21 protein-coding genes are annotated in these 22250 nt (G+C 66.6%); 8 read left to right on the plus strand and 13 right to left on the minus strand.

The genetic code is table 11. The features are described from left to right. The first annotated feature begins 267 nt into the window (after positions 1 to 267). The 5 genes from HMPREF1138_RS06100 to HMPREF1138_RS06120 are packed head-to-tail and all read left to right on the plus strand — an operon-like array spanning position 268 to position 6819. On the plus strand, positions 268 to 1320 hold the full coding sequence (locus HMPREF1138_RS06100; RefSeq protein ID WP_009057766.1) for a PhoH family protein: 1053 nt from the start codon (positions 268 to 270) through the stop codon (positions 1318 to 1320). After that, positions 1317 to 1766, plus strand: a complete 450-nt coding sequence (gene ybeY, locus HMPREF1138_RS06105) for an rRNA maturation RNase YbeY (protein WP_009057746.1) — start codon at positions 1317 to 1319, stop codon at positions 1764 to 1766. The genes HMPREF1138_RS06100 and ybeY overlap by 4 nt, the downstream gene beginning before the upstream one ends. Further along, the gene (locus tag HMPREF1138_RS06110) at positions 1763 to 3121 is read left to right on the plus strand and encodes a hemolysin family protein (RefSeq protein ID WP_009057751.1); all 1359 of its coding nucleotides are present in this window, start codon (positions 1763 to 1765) and stop codon (positions 3119 to 3121) included. Before ybeY ends, HMPREF1138_RS06110 begins: the two co-directional genes overlap by 4 nt. A gap of 1 nt (position 3122) precedes the next feature. Beyond that, positions 3123 to 4352: a GTPase Era gene (gene era / locus HMPREF1138_RS06115; RefSeq protein ID WP_009057758.1), complete on the plus strand. Its 1230-nt coding sequence runs from the start codon at positions 3123 to 3125 to the stop codon at positions 4350 to 4352. Position 4353: 1 nt separating this feature from the next. Continuing rightward, entirely contained in the window at positions 4354 to 6819 is a 2466-nt protein-coding gene (locus tag HMPREF1138_RS06120; protein WP_009057741.1) for an ATP-binding cassette domain-containing protein, read from the plus strand. 410 nt (positions 6820 to 7229) lie between these two features. On the opposite strand, the gene HMPREF1138_RS06125 is transcribed toward HMPREF1138_RS06120, so the two are convergent. The 7 genes from HMPREF1138_RS06125 to HMPREF1138_RS06155 form a co-directional block, all read right to left on the minus strand. Next, positions 7230 to 7901: a LutC/YkgG family protein gene (locus HMPREF1138_RS06125; protein WP_009057745.1), complete on the minus strand. Its 672-nt coding sequence runs from the start codon at positions 7899 to 7901 to the stop codon at positions 7230 to 7232. A gap of 1 nt (position 7902) precedes the next feature. After that, the gene (locus HMPREF1138_RS06130) at positions 7903 to 9507 is read right to left on the minus strand and encodes a LutB/LldF family L-lactate oxidation iron-sulfur protein (protein WP_009057760.1); all 1605 of its coding nucleotides are present in this window, start codon (positions 9505 to 9507) and stop codon (positions 7903 to 7905) included. Position 9508: 1 nt separating this feature from the next. Next, entirely contained in the window at positions 9509 to 10306 is a 798-nt protein-coding gene (locus tag HMPREF1138_RS06135; RefSeq protein WP_039937175.1) for a (Fe-S)-binding protein, read from the minus strand. A gap of 310 nt (positions 10307 to 10616) precedes the next feature. Continuing rightward, a complete protein-coding gene (locus HMPREF1138_RS06140; protein WP_009057749.1) occupies positions 10617 to 11165 on the minus strand; it encodes a hypothetical protein in 549 nt (182 codons plus the stop codon). Positions 11166 to 11187: 22 nt separating this feature from the next. Continuing rightward, the gene (locus tag HMPREF1138_RS06145) at positions 11188 to 11739 is read right to left on the minus strand and encodes a hypothetical protein (RefSeq protein WP_009057754.1); all 552 of its coding nucleotides are present in this window, start codon (positions 11737 to 11739) and stop codon (positions 11188 to 11190) included. Between the two features lie 45 nt (positions 11740 to 11784). Further along, positions 11785 to 12330, minus strand: coding sequence for a hypothetical protein (locus HMPREF1138_RS06150; protein WP_009057738.1), 546 nt, complete (start codon positions 12328 to 12330; stop codon positions 11785 to 11787). A 150-nt stretch (positions 12331 to 12480) separates the two neighbouring features. Then, positions 12481 to 14142 carry an L-lactate permease gene (locus HMPREF1138_RS06155; RefSeq protein WP_039937178.1) on the minus strand — a complete coding sequence of 554 codons (1662 nt, stop codon included), beginning with the start codon at positions 14140 to 14142 and terminating at the stop codon, positions 12481 to 12483. 205 nt (positions 14143 to 14347) lie between these two features. Between HMPREF1138_RS06155 and leuA the strand changes: the two genes are divergently transcribed. Continuing rightward, on the plus strand, positions 14348 to 16102 hold the full coding sequence (gene leuA, locus HMPREF1138_RS06160) for a 2-isopropylmalate synthase (RefSeq protein WP_009057748.1): 1755 nt from the start codon (positions 14348 to 14350) through the stop codon (positions 16100 to 16102). 70 nt (positions 16103 to 16172) lie between these two features. Here the strand turns inward: leuA and HMPREF1138_RS06165 are convergent, their stop codons facing one another. Then, a complete protein-coding gene (locus HMPREF1138_RS06165) occupies positions 16173 to 16757 on the minus strand; it encodes a TetR-like C-terminal domain-containing protein (RefSeq protein ID WP_009057739.1) in 585 nt (194 codons plus the stop codon). A gap of 397 nt (positions 16758 to 17154) precedes the next feature. Further along, positions 17155 to 17694, minus strand: coding sequence for a TetR/AcrR family transcriptional regulator (locus HMPREF1138_RS06170; protein WP_009057761.1), 540 nt, complete (start codon positions 17692 to 17694; stop codon positions 17155 to 17157). 242 nt (positions 17695 to 17936) lie between these two features. Here HMPREF1138_RS06170 and recO point away from each other — a divergent pair, with 242 nt between their 5' ends. Both recO and HMPREF1138_RS06180 read left to right on the plus strand, forming a co-directional pair. Further along, a complete protein-coding gene (recO, locus tag HMPREF1138_RS06175) occupies positions 17937 to 18674 on the plus strand; it encodes a DNA repair protein RecO (RefSeq protein ID WP_009057753.1) in 738 nt (245 codons plus the stop codon). Further along, positions 18671 to 19495, plus strand: a complete 825-nt coding sequence (locus HMPREF1138_RS06180) for an isoprenyl transferase (RefSeq protein ID WP_009057765.1) — start codon at positions 18671 to 18673, stop codon at positions 19493 to 19495. The genes recO and HMPREF1138_RS06180 overlap by 4 nt, the downstream gene beginning before the upstream one ends. On the opposite strand, the gene HMPREF1138_RS06185 is transcribed toward HMPREF1138_RS06180, so the two are convergent. The 4 genes from HMPREF1138_RS06185 to HMPREF1138_RS06200 all read right to left on the minus strand — a co-directional run. Then, positions 19492 to 20034 (minus strand): membrane protein, encoded by a 543-nt coding sequence (locus HMPREF1138_RS06185; RefSeq protein WP_039937182.1) that lies wholly within the window; start codon positions 20032 to 20034, stop codon positions 19492 to 19494. The two genes, HMPREF1138_RS06180 and HMPREF1138_RS06185, sit on opposite strands and share 4 nt — an antisense overlap. A 92-nt stretch (positions 20035 to 20126) precedes the next feature. Continuing rightward, positions 20127 to 20525: a Fur family transcriptional regulator gene (locus tag HMPREF1138_RS06190; RefSeq protein WP_009057756.1), complete on the minus strand. Its 399-nt coding sequence runs from the start codon at positions 20523 to 20525 to the stop codon at positions 20127 to 20129. Beyond that, the gene (locus HMPREF1138_RS06195; RefSeq protein ID WP_009057740.1) at positions 20513 to 21463 is read right to left on the minus strand and encodes a metal ABC transporter permease; all 951 of its coding nucleotides are present in this window, start codon (positions 21461 to 21463) and stop codon (positions 20513 to 20515) included. The genes HMPREF1138_RS06190 and HMPREF1138_RS06195 overlap by 13 nt, the downstream gene beginning before the upstream one ends. Then, positions 21456 to 22250: metal ABC transporter ATP-binding protein (locus HMPREF1138_RS06200; protein WP_039937187.1), on the minus strand; the 795-nt coding region annotated here is incomplete at its 5' end. The genes HMPREF1138_RS06195 and HMPREF1138_RS06200, both read right to left, overlap by 8 nt.

The following is a 22250-nucleotide window of genomic DNA, read 5'->3' on the forward strand; positions in this document are numbered from 1 at the left end:
TGGCGGGTGTGAAACGAGTTCTTCGAGGGTGGGCATGGCTCAATATTCCAAAAGAGAGTGATACTGCTGAAAAGCTTTCATCGCGTAGAGCTGCCGTTTTTTCGCAGCATGTCAACGTCGTACCCTGCTTCTGCCTCTGCGACCCACGCATCGATCTGGTCCTCGCTGACAGCTTCTCCGTGCACGGTCTGTTTGTTCATACACACAGGCTAATACGAGGGTGATGAGGGTGAGGAAGATAGGGCGGCAGAGTAGAATGAAAGCAGTATGACTACGGAGAACACAGCGCCGACGCTCGCGGCGGCCACCCTCGCACACACCACGGGGCGCGTCACCATCCCCGCAGACATGGACCCGATCACGGTCCTCGGCATCGCAGACCAGGTTCTGCGCGCCCTCGAACGGGGCTTCCCGCACGTCCGCTTCCTCGTGACCGGGCGCGACATCTCCCTGGCGGGCACCCAGGCGGACATCGACGTGGCCGCCGGCCTCCTCGAAGAACTCATCGGAATGGCCAGGCGCGGCACCGCCCTGGACGCTACCGCCGTCGAACAGGCCATCGGCCTGCTCGGCCGCCTCACCTCCGGCGAGGCCCCCACGGAAGAAATCCTTTCCGCGCGCGGCCGCTCCATCCGCCCCAAGACCCCCGGGCAGAAGGCGTACACGGACGCCATCGACCGCGCCACCGTCGTCTTCGGCATCGGCCCCGCGGGCACCGGCAAGACCTACCTGGCAATGGCCCAGGCCGTGCGCCGCCTCCTGTCCGGCGAGGTCCGCCGCATCGTCCTGACCCGCCCCGCCGTCGAGGCAGGGGAGAACCTCGGCTTCCTGCCCGGCTCCCTCACCGACAAGATCGACCCCTACCTGCGTCCCCTCTACGACGCCCTGGGCGACATGCTCGACCCCGAGGCCCTGCCCAAGCTCATGGCCGCCGGAACCATCGAGGTCGCGCCCCTGGCCTACATGCGCGGACGCACCCTCAACGACTCCTTCATCATCCTCGACGAGGCCCAAAACACCACGGTCGGCCAGATGAAAATGTTCCTCACCCGCCTGGGTTTCGGCTCCAAGGTCGTCGTCACCGGCGACGCCTCCCAGGTCGACCTGCCCGGCAGCCAGACCTCCGGCCTCGCCGTCGTCGAACACATCCTCGGCGACATCGACGACATCGAATTTTGTCGCCTGACCAGCGCCGACGTCGTGCGCCACGAGCTCGTGGGCGCCATCATCGACGCCTACCAGCGCTACGACGACCGTAACGCCGCGCGCCGCGCGCGCACCCGCAGCCACAACACCGCACGCAGGGAGTACACGTCATGACCGAGGTCATCAACGAGACCGACTACGAGATCAACGAAGCCGAGTTTTCCGCACTGGCCGACTACGTGCTCGACCAGATGCACGTCAGCTCCGACGCGGAAGTGACCATCATCTTCATCGAGCCCGAACCGATGGAAGACCTCCACGTGCGCTGGCTCGACCTGCCCGGCCCGACCGACGTCATGAGCTTCCCCATGGACGAGCTGCGCCCCGGCACCGCCGACCACCCCACGCCCCCCGGCACGCTCGGCGACATCTGCATCTGCCCGCAGGTCGCCGCCCGCCAGGCCGCCGAATCCGGCCACAGCGCCGCCGAGGAAATGCTCCTCCTGGCCACGCACGGCATGCTGCACCTGCTCGGCTACGACCACGCGACCGACCCCGAGCGCGAAGTCATGTTCGCGCTCCAACGCAAGCTCCTGCTCACCTTCCTGGCCACCCGATGACCCTCACGCTTCCCCTGGAGGCGTCCCCGGCCTCGCCGATCCTGGACGTGCCCTCGATCGCCCTGCTGGTCCTAGCGCTCATCTCCCTGGCCTTCGCCTCGCTCGCCCAGTGCGTCGAACAGGCCATTCAGCGCCTGACCCTGGCCGGCGTCGAAGACCTGATCGAGGAGGAACGACGCAACGCGCGCCTCCTGTACGGCCTCGTCGAACGCCGACGCCGCACGCTCCTGTCGCTGCGCGCGTTCCGTACCTTCTGGCAGGTCGTCTACGCCGTCATGGGCACGATCGTCCTGGTCGCCACACGCCTGCCGTGGTGGGGCGTCGCCCTCATCGCCGTCAGCGTCATCGCGGCGCTCCAGCTGGTCTTCGTCTCGTTCCTGCCCGCTCAATGGGGTGCGCGAAGCCCCGAGGGCATCGCTCTGGCGGGCACCAGATTCGCGGGCCGCCTCTCGCGCCTGAGCCACCTGGCCGACCCTGTCCTGAAGCGGCTGCGCTCCTCACGCCCCGCCCCCGAACCCACCGAGGCGCAGGTGCGCGCCGAGCTGATCTCCGACCTGCGTGAGATCGTCGACGAGGTCGGCGAACCCGAAAGCTTCGAGGAAGAGGACCGCGACATGGTCCGCTCCGTCCTCGACCTGGGGCACACCCTCGTGCGCGAGGTCATGGTGCCGCGCACCGACATGGTCACCATCGACGCGGACACCCCCGCGGCCTCCGCGCTGCGCCTGTTCGTGCGCTCCGGCTTCTCGCGCGTGCCCGTCGTCGGCGACGACGTGGACGACATCCGCGGCATCCTGTTCTTCAAGGACCTCGTCTCCCGCTGGGAGGCCACCGGCGGCCAGCTGGACCTGCGCGCCGAGCAGATGATGCGCCCCGCCGAGTTCGCCGTCGAAATGAAGCCAGCGGACGACATGCTGCGCCAGATGCAGGCCGAACGCTTCCACATGGCCATCGTCATCGACGAATACGGCGGCGTCGCGGGCCTGGTCACCCTTGAGGACATCCTCGAGGAGGTCGTCGGCGAGCTCACCGACGAGCACGACCGCCACTCGATTGAGCCCGAGGAAACAGAGCCGGGCGTCTGGCGCGTCCCCTCGCGCTTCCCGATCTCCGAACTCGGCGAGCTCCTCGGCCGCGAGATCGAGGACGAGGACGTCGACTCCGTCGGCGGCCTGCTCGCCAAAGCCATCGGCAAGGTTCCGCTGCCCGGCGCGACCGGTACACTCGCCGGCGTGCTCATGACGGCTGAAGAGGCGCGCGGACGCCGCCGGCAAGTCTCCACGATCCAGTGCCGCCTCGACCCCGACTCTCCGCTCATCACCGACCCCAGCCCCGCCGACGACAAGGACAACTGACATGCGATTCCCCTCCGACGACGAACTCATGGCCGGCCCCAACGCCCTCGGGGACGCGCGCATCGAGGTGGCCTCCGACGCCGCCGACCCGGAAGCCGACGCTCGCGCCCAGATCGAGGCCGGCCTCGGCGAAGAAACCGAGGGCGAGGCCGGGGCGCAGCCCGGCGATGGCGAGGATTCTGAGGACTCTGAGGCGGACGAGGACTACGACAACCTTGAGGGCCTGGAGGATGAGGAAGACGCCGACCTCGACGCCTTCGAGGCGCTGACCTCGCTGGCATCCCTGCGCGAGGACGCGGCCGCGACCATCGAAATCCCGGACTTCCCCGAGGACTTCCGCGCCGGCTTCGTCTCCATCGTCGGGCGCCCCAACGTCGGCAAGTCGACCCTGACGAACGCGCTGGTCGGACGCAAGATCGCGATCACGTCTGGGCGCCCCGAGACGACGCGCCACAACATCCGCGGCATCGTGCACGGGGACAACTACCAGCTGGTGCTCGTGGACACCCCCGGATACCACCGGCCGCGCACGCTGCTCGGTAAGCGCCTCAACGACATGGTGCGCGAGGCCCTCTCCGAGGTCGACGTCGTGCTCTTCTGCCTGCCCGCCGACCAGCGGATCGGCCCCGGCGACCAGTTCATCGCCCGCGAGCTGCGCGGCATCAAACGGCCCATCATCGCGGTGGCCACCAAGTGCGACGCCGTGCCGCGCGAGCGCGTCATGAAGCACCTGCTCTCCATCGAGAAGCTGGGGGAGTGGGCCGCCATCGTCCCCGTGTCCTCCGTGGAGGGTAAGGGCATCGACCACCTGCGCGAGGTGCTGGCGCAGACGGTGCCGCTCTCGCCGCCGCTCTACCCCGACGGCGACGTCACCGACGAGTCGCGCGACACCCTGATCGCCGAGTTTATCCGCGAGGCCGCCCTGGAAGGTGTGCGTGACGAGCTGCCTCACTCCCTGGCCGTCCAGGTCGAGGAAATCATCGAGAGGCCGCGCCGCGAGGGCGACGACCGCCCGCCCATGCTCGACATTCACGTGAACGTCTACGTCGAGCGCGACTCCCAAAAGGCCATCATTATCGGCCGCAAGGGAAGCCGCCTCAAGCAGATCGGCACCCAGTCCCGCGCCCACATCGAGGAGCTGCTGGGACGCCGCGTCTACCTGGACCTGCACGTGCGCACCGCCAAGGACTGGCAGTCCGACCCGAAGATGCTGGGCCGGTTGGGCTTCTGACATGCCCAGCGTCATCCGCGTGCGCGGCGCCCGCGTCCACAACCTGAAGAACGTGGACGTTGACGTTCCCCTGAACGAATTCGTCGCGGTCGCGGGCGTGTCCGGGTCGGGCAAGTCCTCCCTGGCCCTGGGCACGCTCTACGCGGAGGGGTCGCGGCGCTACCTGGAGTCCCTGGCGACCTACACGCGTCGGCGCATCTCCCAGGCTGCCAAGGCCTCGGTCGACGAGGTCGCGCACGTACCCGCCGCGCTCGCGCTGCGCCAGCGACCAGGTGTACCCGACGTGCGCTCCACCTTCGGTACGGCGACGGAGCTTCTCAACCACCTGCGCCTGCTGTTCTCACGCGTCGGCTCCTATCTGTGCCCCAACGGGCACCGCGTCCCGCCCTCGCTGGGCGTGGCCCTAGAAGTGCCTCTCACGTGCCCGCAGTGTGCGGACTCCTTCTATGGCCTCGGCGCGGAGGAGATGGCATTTAACTCGGGCGGCGCGTGCCCGGTGTGCGAGGGGACGGGTGTCCAGCGCGTCGTCAACCGAGCGTCCCTCGTGCCCGATGAATCCCTTACCATTGACGAGGGGGCGGTCTCCCCGTGGGGGTCCCTCATGTGGAAGCTCATGAAGGACGTCGCCCGCGAAATGGGCGTGCGCACGAACGTGCCCTTCCGGGAACTGAGCGATGCGGAGAAGGCGATCGTCTACGAGGGGCCCGCCGAAAAACACCACATCGTCGTCGCCACCAAGACCGGTGGTGCGGAGCTGGACTTCACCTACTTCAACGCGGTCGCCACGGTCGAAAACGCCTTGTCGAAGGCGAAAGACGAGAAGGCGCTTGCCCGCGTGGAAAAATACCTCATCACCCGCACATGCCCCGCGTGCGACGGCACGCGCCTGGGGGAGCGGGTGCGATCCACGCTCATCGACGGCATCGACCTGGGCGAGGCCTCGCGCCTCACGCTCACGGAGCTGCGCGAGTGGGTCCAGCGCGTCCCCGGCCTCGTTCCGGATGAGGTAGCTCCCATGGCCCGCGTCATCGTCGACGAGATGACCGAGCCGATGGATCGCCTCGTGCAGCTCGGCCTGTCCTACCTGTCCCTCGACCGCGCGTCCTCGACGCTGTCCAACGGTGAGCGTCAGCGCGTGCAGCTCGCGCGCGCCGTGCGCAACCGGACGACAGGGGTCCTCTACGTGCTGGATGAGCCGACTATCGGCCTGCACCCCACCAACGTCGACGGGGTCCTGGCGATCATTCGTGAGCTTATTACTGACGGGAACTCCGTCGTCGTCGTCGACCACGACACGCGGGTTCTGGGGGCCGCCGACCACCTCATCGAAATCGGACCCGGAGCTGGCGCGGACGGTGGTCGCGTCATCTTCCAGGGCCCCATCAACGAGGCCTCCCACGCCCCCGCGTCCCGCATCGGCCCGTACATGGCTGGGCTGCGTCGGGTTGAGCGTGCAGTGGGGGAGTTGGATCGGGGCGCAGATCACGACGGCCGCGGCGCGCTTCACCTGGAGACTTCGCAGATACACACGGTGCGGCCCCTGAGTGTTGATATTCCGCTGGGTTCGTTGACGGCCGTCACGGGCGTGAGCGGGTCGGGCAAGACGACGCTCGTGCTGGAATCGTTGGTTCCCGCGCTGCGTGCGCGCCTTGCTGGTGAGCCTTTACCCGCGCACGTGCGTGACGTGGACGGCGCCGGTATCTCACGGGTGAACCTGATCGACGCGACACCCATCGGCGTGAACGTGCGCTCGACTGTGGCGACGTACTCTGGCGTCCTGGATGAGCTACGCCGGGCGTTTGCGCGCACGGAGGAGGCGCGGGCCGATGGGTTGAAGCCAGGCGCATTCTCCTACAACACGGGTTCGCTTCGATGCCCCACATGTGACGGGACCGGGCAGATCACCCTGGACGTGCAGTTCCTGCCCGACGTGGACATTGAGTGCACCGAGTGTCGGGGGAGCCGCTACGGCGCGCAGGCTGCGTCGATTCTCCGCGACGGGTTGAGCCTGCCCGACATCATGGCGATGAGCGTCGACGAGGCCCGGGTTGCCGTGCGCGGCCTGAAGAAAGCAGGCGCGCTCCTCGAGACGCTGTCCGGCCTGGGTTTGGGCTACCTGATGCTCGGCGAGGCGACGCCCGCTCTGTCCGGTGGCGAGGCGCAGAGGCTCAAACTGGCCTCGGAAATGGGGAGGCGGCAGGACGGCACGCTCTTCGTTTTCGACGAGCCGACCATCGGCTTGCACCCCGATGACGTGCAGGTCCTCATCGACGTGCTCCAGCACCTCATCGAGCGGGGAGCGACCGTTCTCGTCATCGAGCACGACCTGGACCTGATCCGTTGCGCCGACTGGGTCATCGACATGGGGCCGGGCGGCGGAGTTGAGGGCGGTCGCATCGTCGCACAGGGGACGCCGACCGATATTGCAGCCAACGAGGCCTCGGTGACGGGCCGCTATCTGCGCTGACGGAGTCATCATTACCGGCTCGGCGCCCTGTGCCCGGGCTGGTTGTGGCGGAGAGTGGTTCGGTGTACCAGTTCCGCGTTTGTTCTTGTGTGTTGGGGCGCTGCACCCGATCCGTAGGCAATGCACCTCTTCTGTTCGGGTGCAGTGCCCCATATCGGGTGCAGCGCCCCTTATCGGGTGCAGTGCCCCTTATCGGGTGCAGTGCCCCCGTAGGACCCAGCTGTGCATTGAGGAGCTGAGGGTGCGACCCATAGGACCCAGCTGCCATGCCCCGGCACAGAACGAGGAGCTGAGGGTGCGACCCATAGGACCCAGCTGCCATGCCCCGGCACAGAACGACGAAGAAGGCATAACGCAGCGCCCGGCTGCGCAATGGCAGCCGGGCGCGTGACGTTGTCAGAGCGAGACGCTCACTTGACGATGACGACTCGCAGGAAGCGGGGGCCGTGCACGCCGTTGACGCGGACCAGCTCGATGTCGGAGGTCGCCGAACCGCCGGCGATCCAGGTCATCGGACGGGTCGGGTTCTTTCCGAGGATGTCCACCGCCTGGGGGACCGTGGGCACGATGTCGGAGGCCTTGAGGACGACGACGTGGGTGTCGGGCACGAGCGAGATCGCGCGGCGACCCTGGTCGGGCTCACCGTCGAGGACGATGGTGCCCGAGATGGAGATCGCGACGCGGCAGCGCGTGACGACCGCGTCGATCTCGTCCAGCTCCAGCGTTGGGATGGCCTGCTCGCGGCTGTCCTCGCGGACCGTGCGGCCGTCGCGGGCGGCGGCCTTCTTGAAGGCGTCGTCCAGGCCGGTGGGGACCACGACGGAAGAGGCCTTCTGGTCGGCCAGGAACGTCGAGATCGCGTCGGCGACCTCGGACTCCTTGGAGACCACGACGACCTTCGCCGAGTAGTCCTCGAGCTTTTCGATCATTTCGTCGATGACGGCCTGCGAACCGGGCGCGTGCTCGGTGGAACGAATGTAGTCGCGGGGGATTGGGCGCACGGGACGGCCCTGCTGGGAACGGGAGATGGCGTCGCGTGCGCGCGCCAGAATCGCGGTCTTCGCGTCCATGGTGGTGGTCATGTCACGCCTCCTTCGGGGTCGTGCTGGTGGTCATGCCGTGTTCGGAAGCGAGCGGGAGTCCCGTTGCTGGGCGGTCCGTGCGCGGCGCGTTGGCGTCGGAGTCCTTGTGGGTGCGCTTCCACCACTGACGGAAGGTCTCCTTTGGGGCGACCGGCAGGTCGCGTGCGCGCGTCCACAGCGAGGCCGGGAACGGCAGCGCGCCGATCGAGCCCTTCTTGGCGAACAGGCGAGTGGCCTTGGTGCCGGTGCCGGCAACCTTCCACAGGGTCGAGTTCGACATGACGGGGGTGGCTACGCCCATCGCGAGGTCCCACACGTCGGGCACGAGGTTGCGTTTGACGTCGACCGTGCGGGCGCGCATGTGGATGAGGATCGTCGGGATGTCGATCTTGACGGGGCAGACCTCGCCGCACGCGCCACACAGGGAAGACGCGAAGGGCAGGGTGTGCACCGGATCGTCTTCGGCGAGGCCCTGGGTGAGCTGCGGGGTGAGGATCGCGCCGATGGGGCCCGGGTAGACGGAGCCGTAGGCGTGACCGGAGGTGTGCTGGTAAACCGGGCAGATGTTCATGCACGAGCCACAGCGGATGCAGGCGAGGGCCTGGCGGCCGATCGGGTCACACAGGACCTTGGTGCGGCCGTTGTCCATGAGGATGAGGTGGAATTCCTGGGGGCCGTCGCCGGGGGTGACGCCCGTCCACATGGAGGTGTAGGGGTTCATGCGCTCACCGGTCGCGGAGCGGGGGAGCAGCTGGGAGAAGATCTCGACGTCCTGGAAGCGGGGGACGAGCTTCTCGATGCCCATCAGTGTGATGAGCGTGTCGGGCAGGGTCAGGCACATGCGGCCGTTGCCCTCGGACTCGAAGATAGAGACGGTGCCGGTTTCTGCGACGCCCATGTTGGTGCCGGACACAGCGACCTTGGCGTGCAGGAACTTCTTACGCAGGTGGGCGCGGGCCGCGGCCGTCAGCTCGGTCGGGTCGTCGGAGAGGTCGCGGGGCGCGTCTTCCATGCGATCCAGGAAGATGCCGCGGACCTCGGAGCGGTTGCGGTGGATCGCGGGGACCACGATGTGGCTGGGCATGTCGTCGGCCAGCTGGACGATCATCTCGGCGAGGTCGGTCTCGCGAGCGCTGATGCCCTCTTCCTTCAGGAACTCGTTGAGGTTGGTTTCCTGGGTGGCCATGGACTTGACCTTGACGATCTCGTCGACGCCCTTGGACTTGATGATGTCCGCGACGATGCGGTTGGCCTCGTGCTTGTCGCGTGCCCAGTGGACGATGCCGCCGCGGGCGGTCACGTTGCGCTCGAATTCCTCAAGCAGCTCGGGCATGCGCGAAGCGACCTCGAACTTGACGGCCTCGGCGGCGCTGCGCAGGTTCTCCCAGTCCGGCATTTCTGCGACGCGCTGGGCGCGCTTGGAGCGGATGGTGCGGGTGGCGTGGCCCAGGTTGCGGCGCATCTGGGTGTTGGCCAGGGTCTTGTGGGCGCCTTCGGGGAAGGTGGGGCCCCAGCGGAGGGTGTCCTCGGGGATGGTGACGGTGGTGCGCCAGCCGCCGGTGTGGGAGTCGGGGGCGGAGGGCATTCCGATGAACGTTGCGGTCATGTCAGATCACCTGTGCGCTTTCGGGTGCGAAGGAGATGTTGCCCTCGAAGGGCTGGTCCTTGGTGGATGCCAGGATTTCGGCGAGGTGCATGGGGCGGATGCCGGAGTTGAGGCGGGACAGGCCGCCGCCGACGTGCATGAGGCAGGAGTAGTCGCCCATGACGAGGACTTCGGCGCGCGTGGACATGACGTTGGTGACCTTGTCCGCGAGCATCGAGGTGGAGGTCTCGGAGTTCTTCATGGCGAAGGTGCCGCCGAAACCGCAGCAGACCTCGGCGTCGGGCAGGTCGACGAGGGTCAGGCCTTCGACGGCGCGCAGGAGGCGGTAGGGGCGGTCGCCGACCTTGGCGATTCGCAGCGAGTGGCACGTGGGGTGGTAGGTGACGGTATGAGGGAAGTAGGCGCCCACGTCTTCCAGGCCGAGGACGTCGGTGATCAGCTCGGTCAGGTCGTAGGTGTGCTGGGCGATGAGCTGGGACTTCTTGGCCAGCTCGTGGTCGCCCACGTGCTCGGCGACGACCTTCTGTTCGTGGCGCGCTGCACCGGTGCAGGAGCCGGAGGGGACGACGATGGCGTCCCACTGGCCGTCGAGCACGGGCTCGAAGGTCTTGACGTGGTTGCGGGTGATCTTGGCTGCGTCTTCGAAGTAGCCAGTGTTGGCGTGCATCTGTCCGCAGCACACCTGGTCTTCAGGGAAGACGACTTCGTGGCCGAGGCGCTCGAGCAGCGTTACTGTCGCCTGGGCAGCCTGGGGGAACATGACGTCTGCCAGGCAAGTGGAAAAGAGAGCGATACGCACTGGGGATCCTTCCTCGTGGGTGCTGTCGCTCATCAGTATGGCTGGGTCCGAGGTCCCGGGAGACCAATTGTGAGGGGCCTTCGGTGGGTGATGGTCGGGAGCGGCGTAATCTAGCCGCAAAGTCCAGACAAATCCCCCGCGAAAAAACAGTGCCAGCGGGGGCTTCTGGGACCTCTGGGACACGACTTAGAACAAGGAGATCTTGCGTTTATCGTTTCTTTATCGTCGCGTGCCCTCACACGGAAACCCGGGCCTCGTTCATGGATGTTTCATGGACGAGGCCCGGGCCGGGGATCGTGAGTGGGTGCGGCTAGCCCATGACCCCCTCACCCGTCACGACGACGAGGTGACAGTCCGTGGAAACGGCGAGCTCGTGGACCTTGAAGGAGCCGAAGGGGGAGGAGGACTTGGCCTTAGTCGTCTCGAGGACCTCATTCGCGTGCTCCGCGGGCACCGTTGAGAACTGGCATGTCGGGGGCACCTGCGAATAGAGGCCGGGGTAGATGCCGGGCAGGAGCGCGGAGCTGGTTGTGCTCTCCATGAGTGCGGTGATCGTCTCGTCGGGGACGGTGGCGACACCGGTCAGCCAATAGTGGTGGTCGGGTGAGGGGAGGAGCCATCCCTCGGGGAAGTTGGCTGCCACGACGTGTCCTTCGGATGCCCCCAGGCCGGGCATGCGCTCGTTGAAGGAGTCGGTGCGTTCTTGAACCTCGATTGTGCCGTCAGTCTTGTACGTGAACTCGGCGAAGCGCGGGTCCTCTGGAAGTCGTTCGCGAGACGAGACCCCGAAGGGGTTGCACGCGGCGGTGAGTGCCACGACGGCGAGTAGTGGCACGATGGCCTTGAGTAGGAGCTTCATGTGTGGTCCAAAGGTCGGTTTTCTAGCCCCTAATGGCTTCGCCTGTGACGATGATGAGGTTGCAGTCGGTGGAGGCTGCGAAGTCGGTGATGTCGAATGAGCCCCATTCCGAGTAGATGGCGTCCTGGTTGGTCTGGAGGACGGAGTTCGCGTGGTCGGCGGGGATAGTGACAAAGTGGCAGTCCTGGGGCACGTACTGATAGAGGCCCGGGTAGATGCCTGGTAGCAACGTGTTACTTCCGTCTGCCCCTTCCGTGAGCTTCGTGACCGTGTCTGTGGGGACGGTAGCGACTCCGGTTAGCCAGGCATGGGAATCGGGGGATGGTAAGCCGCGTCCTTCGGGGAAATTCGCGATGACAACGTGTCCATCGGATGCTCCCAGGCCGGGCATGCGCTCGTTGAAGGAATCGGTGCGCTCCTGAACCTTGATTTCTCCGTCGGTCTTGTACGTGAACTCGGCGAAGCGCGGGTCCTCGGGGAGGCGCCCGCGAGACGAGGCCCCGAAGGGGTTACACGCGGCGGTGAGAACGGCGATGGCTGCGAGTGCCGTGAGGGTGTGTAAGCGGCGTGTCATGAGATTCTCCGGTGTGAGGGGGCGTTCATTGGTTGTGTGCGGCTGCTAGTCGCTGTGCCCGATGGCGGTGATCACGACGAGGTGACAGTCGTGTGAGGCAGCGATCTCTTTGAACGGAAGGTAAGTGAAGTCCTTGTTGACCTGAGTGTTGTCGCCCTTGAGGGTCTTGTCGGCGTGTGCTGGGTCGATGGTGGAGAAGTGACAGTCCTGGGGCACGTACTGATAGAGGCCTGGGTAGATGCCGGGCAGGAGCGTGGAGCTGGTTGTGCCCTCCATGAGTGCGGTGATCGTCTCGTCGGGGACGGTGGCGACCCCTGTTACCCACAGTTCTGGATCGGGGTTGGGGAACAGGTCGGACGGCGAGTATTCGATGGTTACGTGACCCTCAGTGGCCTGCAAGCCCGGCCAGCGCTCGTTGAAGGAGTCGGTGCGCTCCTGGACCGTCGGCTTGTTGTCGCTGTCGAAGGTGAACTCGGCGAAGCGTGGGTCCTCTGGAAGTCGTTCGCGAGACGAGGCCCCGAAGGGGTTGCACGCGGCGGTGAGCGCCACGACGGCGCCCAGTGTGACGATCAAGCGGAGGGGAGTCTTCACAGAAGCTGGCCTTCCTGGTCGGCGGGGAAACAGCGGGCGTCGCTGCGGGCTCATTGCTTCGAGACTACAAGGATGGGGGAGACGAAAGCAAATAGGACGGGGCCCCGAGAACGTAAGTCTCTCGGGGCCCCGCCTGTGCGATGAAGCTGCTCAGTGCGGCATGTAGGAGCCCAGCCATCCCTGGGAGGCGACGAACACCAGGACGCACAGGACCAGGAGCAGGCCGATCGAGTAGGGGGCGGCCTTCTTGAGGATCTCCGCGTCCGATCCCTCCGAATCCACGGAGGTCGCGGCGATCGCCAGGTTCTGCGGGGACACGATCTTGCCGATGCCGCCGCCGATGGTGTTGGCGGCCAGCAGGATGTTCGGATCGAGGCCGGCGCCCGCGGCGGCGGTGGACTGCAGGTTCGCGAAGAGCGCGCCCGCCGAGGTCGCGGAGCCGGCGACGGCCGTTCCGATCCAGCCCAAGATGGGGGAGAGGAACGCGAAGGCCGCGCCCGTCGTCGCCAGGGCGGCGCCGATCGAGGTGGTCTGGCCCGAGAAGTTCATGACGAAGGCGAGAGCCATGACGGAGGCGATCGTCAGGATCGCCATGCGCAGCGAGTAGATGGTGCGCGGCAGGACCGCGAACATCTCACCGACCGAGGTCTGGAAGCGCCCGCCCGAGGAGTTCATGCCGTACACGATGGCGACGATGATGCCGGTGACAAAGATCCAGGTGCCGGGGTTGGACAGGATCTGCAGCGAGTAGATCGCAGCGGTCGAGGGCGATCCGTCGCCGGTCAGCAGGTTGCCGTAGATGCCGGGCCACGGGATCTTCACGTCCGTCGAGGAGAAGAAAGCGGCGACCGGCTTGGCGAGCTTCGTGATCGCGATGATGACGACGACGAGGACGTAGGGCAGCAGGGCCAGACCGATACGCGAGCCGGTGGGCTTGTCGGCCTCGTCGGCCTCGGTTGCGCACTCCGCGGGGGTCGTCGGTCCCCAGACCAGCAGAAATGCGTAGCAGGCGGCGAAGCCGAGCAGGGAGGCGACGACGGCGGTCAGCTCGTAGGAAACCGAGGGTGTGAAGAAGTGGCCCGCACCGGCAGCAAGGCCGGCGACGAGGGCGAGGGGCCAGAGCTGTCGCACGCCGCGGGAGCCGTCCAGGATGAACAGCATGAGGAAGGGGATGAACAGGCAGAAGATCCAGGTCAGGTGGCCCATGTCGCCAGCGACGACGACGGGGTCTGCGCCGCCGAGCTTGCCAGCGGTCGTGGTGGGGATGGCCATGGCGCCGAAGCCGACGTTAATGGCGTTGCCGACGACAGCCACGACGGCGGCCTTGATCTTGGGGACGCCGAGGGTCACGAGCATGGCGCAGGTGATGGCCACGGGAGCGCCGAAGCCGGCCAAGCCCTCGAGCAGGCCGCAGAAGCACCAGGCGACGATGAGGGCCTGGGCGCGCTGGTCGCCGCGTCCGATTGTGTTAAACACGGCCTTCAGGTCGGAGCTGCGTCCCGACTTCTCGGTGAGGTTGTAGAGCCACACGGCCGCGATGATGATGTAGATGATCGGCATGAAGCCCATCGCTGCGCCCTGCGTGCCGGCCAGGAGCGCCATGCCGACGGGCATTTTGAAGGCAAGGACCGCGATGACGAGCGAGGTGACAAGCGAGATGATTGCGCACCAGTGGGTGGCGACCTTGAAGACGCCCATGAGGACGAAGAAGAGGATGAGGGGGAGGAGGCCGACGATGGCCGTGAGGAAGACGTTGCCAGCGACGGACGTCGTCGACGGGGTAAAGGATTGAGCAAACAACAAGGGGGTCATGACTGCTCCGCGCGTCGTTGTGTGGGACATTGGACCCAATTATCATGACATATGAACGGCGTGAGCGAGGCACTTTGCGCGGAGAAAAGACGTTCATCCCCCTCGCCGCGCGGCGAAGACCCGCGGAGGCAACCGCGCCGCATCTCACGTCCAGTATGCGCAGCCCATCCTCGCTGGGCCAGGAGCGCCGATAGACTTGCGAATTGTGAAGACTACATCTGACGTTCCTGTCCCCACCGGTTCGCGCATGCCGATCGGCAAGTACCGCGCGTTCCTGGATACGAATCCTGTTGACCTGCCGGACCGCCAGTGGCCCTCCAAGCGGATCGTGAAGGCTCCGCGCTGGATGTCCACCGACCTGCGTGACGGCAACCAGGCGCTTATCGAGCCGATGGACCCCGCGCGCAAGCGCCGCATGTTCGACCTGCTCGTCAAGCTCGGCTACAAGGAAATCGAGATCGGTTTCCCGGCCGCCTCACAGACCGACTACGACTTCGTGCGCTCCCTGATCGAGGATGACGCGGTGCCCGAGGACGTGACCATCTCGGTGCTCACCCAGTCGCGCCCCGAACTGATCGAACGCACGGTCGAGGCCATCGTGGGCTTCCCGCGCGCCACCGTTCACCTCTACAACGCGACGGCGCCCGTGTTCCGGGAGGTTGTGTTCCACGCGGACAAGGCGCAGACGGTTGAGCTCGCCCAGTCCGGTGCGCGCGAGATTATTGCGCAGGCTGAGAAGCGCCTGGGGGACGAAACGATCTTCGGTTTCGAATACTCCCCGGAGATTTTTGTGGACACCGAGCTCGATTTCGCCCTCGAGGTCTGCGAGTCCGTCATGGACGTGTGGGAGCCGGGCGAGGGGCGCGAGATCGTGCTCAACCTGCCTTCCACTGTCGAGCGCGCCACGCCCAACGTGTTCGCTGACCAGATCGAGTGGATGAGCCGCAACCTGAGCCGCCGCGAGTTTGTGGCCCTGTCCGTCCACCCCCACAACGACCGCGGCACCGGCGTCGCCACCGCCGAGCTGGCGCTGCTCGCCGGCGCGGACCGCATCGAGGGTTGCCTGCTGGGCCAGGGCGAGCGCACCGGCAACGTGGATCTGGTGACCCTGGGCCTGAACTTGTTCAGCCAGGGCATCGACCCGGGCATTGACTTCTCCGACGTGGATGCGATCCGCCGCACGGTCGAGCACTGCACGCAGATGGAGACCTCGCCGCGCGCCCCCTACGTCGGCGACCTCGTCTACACGAGTTTCTCCGGCTCCCACCAGGACGCGATCAAGAAGGGCTTTACGGCCCGCGAGGCCAAAGTGGACGCGGCCGGCGGCGACGAGAACGCCGTTGTGTGGGAGTTGCCCTACCTGCCGATCGACCCGCACGACGTGGGCCGCTCCTACGAGGCCGTGGTGCGCGTGAACTCGCAGTCCGGCAAGGGTGGCGTCGCCTACCTGATGTCGACCGCCCACGCCCTGGAGCTGCCGCGCCGTCTCCAGGTGGAGTTCTCGCGCATCGTCCAGCGTCACACGGACACTTACGGCGGGGAGATCAACGCGGCCACCCTGTGGCAGATCTTCGCGGACGAGTATCTGCCCACCAGCGCCGCTCCCGGGCTGGAGCCGTGGGGTCGCTTCGAGATGCGTTCCTCGCAGGTTTCCTCGATCGACGACGAGCACGTCGAGCTGAACGCGACGCTCGTCGACAATGGCGAGCCGGTCAAGGTGCGTGCCACGGGCACGGGTCCGATCGACGCTTTCGTGTCGGCGCTGCACGAGTTCGATCTGGACGTGCGCGTCCTCGACTACTCCGAGCATGCGATGAGCCAGGGCCGCGACGCGCGCGCCGCCGCCTACGTGGAGGCCGCGGTGGACGGTCAGATCGTCTGGGGCGTCGGCATCGACTCCTCGATCACGCGCGCCTCCTACAAGGCCGTCATCTCGGCGGTCAACCGCGCGCTGCGCTGAGCGCGCCTCGGCGACAAAAGGACCCCGACCTCGTCCATGCGTTGGAACGAGGCCGGGGTCCTTCGCGTTCTCAGGCGCGTCCCGGGGCCGCGGTGGGCTTCTCGGAGAAGCGCGTGAGCGCCCGCAACACCTGCCCGTCGAGGATGCGGGCGATCCGTTCGGTGAGGATGTAGGGGTCGGCGCTCATGCCGGTCGCGATCCACTGGGAGATGTGGCCGAGAATGGCAAGCGTGAAGTGGTCGGTGATGAACATGCGGTCGCCCTCGGTGACGGTCAGGTCGGCGCCGAGCTGGTCGACGATGGGCTCCATGACGGCATGCAGCTGCTTGTGGAGGAAGATCTGGAGCTCCTCCACGCCGAGCGAGGAGATGACCGAGCGTGTTTCCTCCGGGTGGGACTGCATCCACACGAGCATCGCGAGCAGTCCCTCCGACCAGTCCTCGTAGGTGGCGTGGGAGATGATCTGGTCCGCGACCTCGCGTTTGAAGACCCACACGGTCAGGTCACGAATGTCGGAAAAATGATAGTAGAACGCCTGACGGGTCACGCCGGCAGTGCGCGTGAGTCCGGAGACTGTCACCTTAGACAGTGGCGTGGTCATGAGCGCGTCGCGCAGCGCGAGCGCGAGCGCCGTTTTCGCATCGGGGTGGGGCATCGGAGGTCCTCGTCAACGGTCAGAGAGAGGTTACGTGCGAACTATACATGTCAGAATGCGGAACCGCTTAATCCCGCGCCTAGACACAACTGACCAATTGTACAGCGCGTCCCTGGCCACACGTGAATACTCTGACCATATTGTGTCTTGACACCTCGGGCTGACCGCAATCAAAAAGTTATAAACAGGCACACTGTGGGCATTTGGGGCTGTGTTGCGTGAGCTGCGTGTGTGTCGTGGGGTGGTCGAGAGTGAGGCGATGGTCAGGTTATCGTTCGTGGTTCGTCGTCACAGCGGGGTGGTGTTGCGCGGCATGAAGAACCCCGACCTCGTCGAGTGGGACGAGGCCGGGGTGGGCTGCGTTGTGCACCCTCACGCGGCTGGTGGGAAGGCCGCGTTACTGTGCCAGGCGTGCCAGAGCCGGGGTGGTCTGGTCGGTCATGAGGACGCGCATGCGCGCGATCGCCAGTGAGGGGTTCACCTCAAGGCCGGAGAGCATCCACTGTGCCATGTGGGCGCCGGTTGCCAGGGCGAAGTGCTGGGCGACGACGTCGCGCGCGGTGGCCGAGGCAGAGCCGGGCAGGCGGGACTCGATGAGTTCCTGCGCGTTCGAGATCAGGAACGCCCATAGGTCGTTGGCCTCGATCGTCTTCATGGCGGCGGCGGTCTCGTCGCGGTGCTCGTGCATCCACAGCATGGTCGCTTCGACTGCGTCGAGCCATTCTCCCGAACTGGCGGTCAGGCGAGATGTGACTTCCTCGCGGAAAACCCACGCATTGAGGTCGTTGAGTGAGTTGAAGTGGTAGTAGAACGCTTGTCGGGTGACTCCTGCGGCGCGTGTCAGTGCGCTGACAGAGATCTTTGACAGCGGGGTCTGCGTCAGGGCCTGGCGCAGGGCTGTGCCAAGCTTTTCGCGAGCATCAATCGGGGGAGCCATTTGTTTCCTTCCTTCGACGGTTACGAGTAAACCATAACCAGTTACGAGAAAACTATCTACTCGAAAAGTCTTTGCCGGCTGTTAGACCGACCACGCTGTCAGTTTCCCACACTTTGTTGACAACGCCCACAGCTGGACTTGTCGGTGGATGTGACAGTGCACTTCACATGAAATTTCGCCACGCGCGACGCCGCGCACCCCACGCCACCTGGGCCTCGACCCCGTGACACAATGGCCTCGTGATGAAGTCCTACCGAGACGAGGCGATCGTCCTACGCACCCACAAGCTGGGCGAAGCCGACCGCATCATCACCCTGCTCACCGCCGAACACGGCCAGGTTCGAGCTGTCGCCAAGGGCGTGCGCAAAACGACCTCCAGGTTCGGGGCACGCGTCGAACCCTTCTCCGTCATCGACGCCCAGCTGCACCGCGGACGCACCCTCGACACCCTCACTCAGGTCGCCTCCATCGCCCAATACGGCGATGCCATCGCCGCCGACTACGACCTCTACCTCGCGGCCACCGTCGTCGTCGAAACCGCGCAGCGACTCACCACCGACGCTCACGACGGCACCCACTCCCAATACCTGCTCCTCCTCGGTGCCCTCAACGCGCTCGCGCGCGGACGCCACCACCCCACCCTCATCCGCACCTCCTACACGCTGCGCGCCCTCGCCCTGGCCGGCTGGGCCCCCTCCTGCTTCGACTGCGCCGTGTGCGGGACGCCTGGGCCCCACTCCTCGTTCTCCATCCCCGACGGAGGCGCCGTCTGCGACATCTGCCGGCCGCCCGGGGCCTCCTCGCCCGCCCCCGACACCCTCGCCCTCCTCGGCCAGCTCCTCAGCGGCGACTGGGCGCGCGCCGACCACTGCGAGGCCTACGCGCGCACCGAGGCCTCGGGACTCATCTCCTCCTATACCCAATGGCACCTCGAGAGGCGCCTGCGCTCACTGACCGTCATCGACAGGAGTCACCCATGACCACCCACCGACCCACCCCCATGGACCGAGCCCCCTCCGACCCGAGCGCCCCGCTCCTCGGCCCCGGCCAGTGGCACGTCCCCGCCCCCGCGTTTCGCAAGGGTGAAGCCCCCGCGCACGTCGCCCTCATCATGGACGGCAACGGACGATGGGCCAACGCCCGCGGGCTCGCCCGAACCGAGGGACACCGTGCGGGGGAGTACGCCCTCATGGACACCATCGCCGGAGCCATCGACGCGGGCGTGCGCTACCTGAGCGTCTACACCTTCTCCACCGAAAACTGGAAGCGCTCGCCCGCCGAGGTTTCCTTCATCATGAACTACGCCTCCGACGTCCTCGCGCGGCGCACCGACCAGCTGGCCGAGTGGGGAGTGCACGTGCGCTGGAGCGGGCGGCGCCCCCGCCTGTGGACCAGCGTCATCAAGGCCCTCGAAAAGGCCGACCGCGCGACCTCCCACTGCAACACCCTCGACCTGGTCATGTGCGTCAACTACGGGGGACGCGCCGAGCTGGCCGACGCCGCACGATCGATCGCCGAGGGAGTCGCGTCCGGGCGGCTGAGCCCGCGCGGCGTCACCGAAAAAACCCTGGCGCGCCACCTCTACCTGCCCGACGTGCCCGACGTCGACCTCATGATCCGCACGTCGGGAGAGCAACGCCTGTCCAACTACCTGCTCTGGCAGATGGCCTACGCCGAAATGATGTTCGTCGACACCCCCTGGCCTGCGTTCGACCGCGAGGAGCTGTGGGGGTGCCTGGAGGAGTACGCGGGACGGGACCGCCGCTTTGGCGGGGCAATTGACCGCGTCTCGCAGGCCTAGGCCGCCTCCTCCTCGAGAGCGGCGTTGACGGTGGCGCGCTTGCGGCGGCCCCACCACACCTTGGCGGCGATCAAGCAGACGATCGCGCCCAGGCCCGCCCAGCCCCACGGGGAACCGGCAATCGCACGGATGGCCGCGGCGAAGACCGCCAGCATACCGAGGCCGTACAGGAGCGCCCACAGAATGCAGCCCGGGATCATCGCGATGGTGTAGGTGCTCCAACGCATGCGCACCAGGCCGGCTCCCGCGTTCACCGCCGTCTGGATGCCTACCGTCAGGAAGCACAGGGGGATGACGATGATTCCCCACTTGTCCAGCATCGCCGCGCCCCTGCGCGGGATGGGGCCATCGAACCAGCGTGCGACGGAGCCTGGGAATCCCTTGCGGCCGCTGGCCAAAACCGCGCCAGAGGCGACCCCGCGCGCGAGCCAGTAGGTCAGTTGTGCGCGCAAGAGGACGACGATGAAGAGGAACACGAAGAGCCAGATGCCCTCGCGAGCAAAGGCGGGGACCATGTTGTTGATTCCTGCGCTGAACACAAAACCCTCCGCGGATGGGTAACCAAACGAAGCCTATCCTAACCTATTGCTGGGGAGGTAGGTGCGCCGACCGTGCGATGCTCGGGCTATCCTTAGCGCGCGGTCCCCTTCTCCCGGCACGACGCACACAGCCCGAAGAGCTCGAGGGAATGCTCAACATCGGAAAACCCGTGGTCGGCCGCGACGGCAGACACCCACGACTCGATCTGGGACTGCTCGATCTCCTCGGTGAAGCCGCACGTTCGGCACACCAGGTGATGGTGATGGTGCTCGCTTGCGCAACTGCGATACAGGACCTCGCCCTCGGAGGAGCGCAGCGTGTCCACGCGCCCGTCCTCGGCGAGCCCCTGCAACGAGCGGTACACGGTCGCCAGGCCCACGCGTTGCCCCTGGGAATGCAGGTCCTCAAAAATCTGCTGGGCGCTGCGGAAGTCGCTGACGCGCGTCAGCTCGTCCAAGACGGCCTGGCGTTGCTTGGTCATGCGCTGCATGTCTGGTCCTTCCGCGGGGCGTGTGAGCGGGCGGTGGAGCGCTCGGGGTGCTGGTTGTGCGTGCGTGCCACGCGCAGCCTGCGCACCCGGCGGATGCGGTCCAGGGCTGCCCTGATCATAAACCCGATCGCGTAGAGGCCGATAGCGCCCACAACGATCGTCGCGCCCGGCGACAGGTCGACGAAATAGGTCAGGGACAGGCCGCACGTGCAGGTCAGGACGCCTAGTCCCATGGCGATGCCCATCGTGGATCGGAAGGAGCGGGCGCCCAGCTGTGCGATGGCGACGGGGATCACCATGAGGGCGCTGACCAGCAGCGAGCCGACGACGCGCATTGCAACAGCGACCGTGAGGGCCGACAGGATGGCGATGAGGAGGGAGAGCGTGCGCACGGGCAGCCCCGTGGAGCGCGCGAAGTCCTCATCGTTGGTGACCGAGAAGAGCGCGGGAGCCAGGCCGACGCCGAGCGCCACGATGGCCACGCCCAGGATCGTGATGAGCGTGATGTCGCTCCAACGAACGGTCGAGATGGAGCCGAAGAGGTAGGAGTTGAGCTGCGCGGATGTGCCGCCCGCCAGGCCGATGAGCAAGACGCCGCCCGCGATGCCGCCGTAAAAGAGCATGGCCAGCGCGGTGTCGCCCGACGTGCGGCCGCTCTGACGGACCAGCTCGATGGTGACCGCGCCGAGCAGGGAGACGACGACGGCTCCGGGGATCGCCCACGAATCGGCGGGGGTCACGTTCGCGAAGGTGCCGGCTAACCAGCCCAGGGCCACGCCGGTGAGCGAAATATGCCCGATTCCGTCTCCGAGCATCGCGAGCCTGCGGTGGACCAGGTAGGTCCCGATGATCGGAGCAGTCAGCCCGACGATGAGTGCGGCCAGGAGGGAGCGCTGCATCATCTGGGAGGACAGGAGGGTGGTCAGGGCGTCAATCATTGTCTGTTCCCGTCCAGATTCCGCTGACGAGGCCGTGGTCGCCCTGGGAGGGTGCGGTGGCCTCTGAGGAGTGGCAGTGGTCGCCGCCACCGTGGTGCTGCTCGTGGTCGTCGTCGATGTGGGGGGTGCCGTCGTAGGAGACGTGGCCGGCGCTGATGTGGAGCTCGCGGTCCAGGAGGGGGCCGAGTTCGCCGAGCTCGTGCAAGACGATGAGGATGGTCGTGCCTTCGGCCTTTGCGTCGGCGACGATGTCCGCCAGGCGCGCCCGGGAGGCGGCGTCGATTCCGGCCATCGGCTCGTCCATGATGAGCAGCTCGGGGCGGCGCACGAGGGCGCGCGCGATGAGGACGCGCTGGGCCTGGCCACCCGAGAGGATGTTCATGGGGGAGTGGGCGCGGTGGGCCATGCCGACGCGCTCGAGGGCGTCCATCGCGCGGGCCGTGTCCCCGGGCATCGCCCACAGGCGACGAGGCCCGAGCAGGCCGGAGCGCACGACCTCGATGGCGCTTGAGCTGACGGCTCCTCCCGACGAGATGCGCTGGGGCACGTATCCGATTTTCTGCCAGGGCACGCGGCGTCGAGCGGTGATCGAGCGGCTGAAGAGCAGGGCATCGCCGCTGGTGATGGGGGCTGTGCCGAGCAGTGCCTTGATGGTCGTGGACTTGCCCGATCCATTCGATCCAGTGATGGCCACGGTCTGGCCAGCGGGGATGGACAGGGTGATCCCGTGGAGGATCAGGTCCGTGTCCCAGGCGACGTGCAGGTTATCGAGCCGCACGACGGCGGG

The organism is Actinomyces sp. ICM58, assembly GCF_000283035.1.
In the GTDB taxonomy this organism is placed as follows: domain Bacteria; phylum Actinomycetota; class Actinomycetes; order Actinomycetales; family Actinomycetaceae; genus Pauljensenia.